1 tRNA gene and 1 rRNA gene are annotated in these 494 nt (G+C 45.1%); both read left to right on the top strand.

From position 1 onward, the window contains the following. Positions 1–114 (top strand): 16S ribosomal RNA (locus ACU68W_RS09250); the annotation flags it as partial. 46 nt (positions 115–160) lie between these two features. Then, a tRNA-Ala gene (locus tag ACU68W_RS09245) sits at positions 161–236 on the top strand. Positions 237–494 lie beyond the last annotated feature (258 nt).

Raw genomic sequence — 494 nt, 5'->3', positions numbered from 1 at the left:
ATAATACCCGAAGCCTGTGACCTAATTGAGGAGCAGTCGAAGGTAGGATTGATGACTGGGGTGAAGTCGTAACAAGGTAGCCGTATCGGAAGGTGCGGCTGGATCACCTCCTTTCTAAGGAGTGCTAGCTCAACAAGTATTTACTTTAAGGTTCTTTTATGGGGGTATAGCTCAGTTGGGAGAGCACCTGCCTTGCAAGCAGGGGGTCAGGAGTTCGAATCTCCTTATCTCCACCATTGACCTAACAGCAATCTTCGATTGCGTCGTAGGTCAAGTGCCGTTTTGTTTCAAATCTTCGATTTGTCAAAAAACGGCCAATGACTTCTTAAAAGTCAAAAAATGACTTAACCAGAGTCATAAAAGTCGGTAAACGAATCGACATCATGAACATTGAAAATCGAATAACAGTATATATTTCCGGTCAAGAAACTAAGGGCGCAAGGCGGATGCCTTGGCACCAGGAGGCGAAGAAGGACGTGACAAGCAACGAAAAC

It is taken from the genome of Finegoldia sp. P2-F-LR (assembly GCF_052932265.1).
This window is presented reverse-complemented; position numbering and strand designations above follow the sequence as displayed.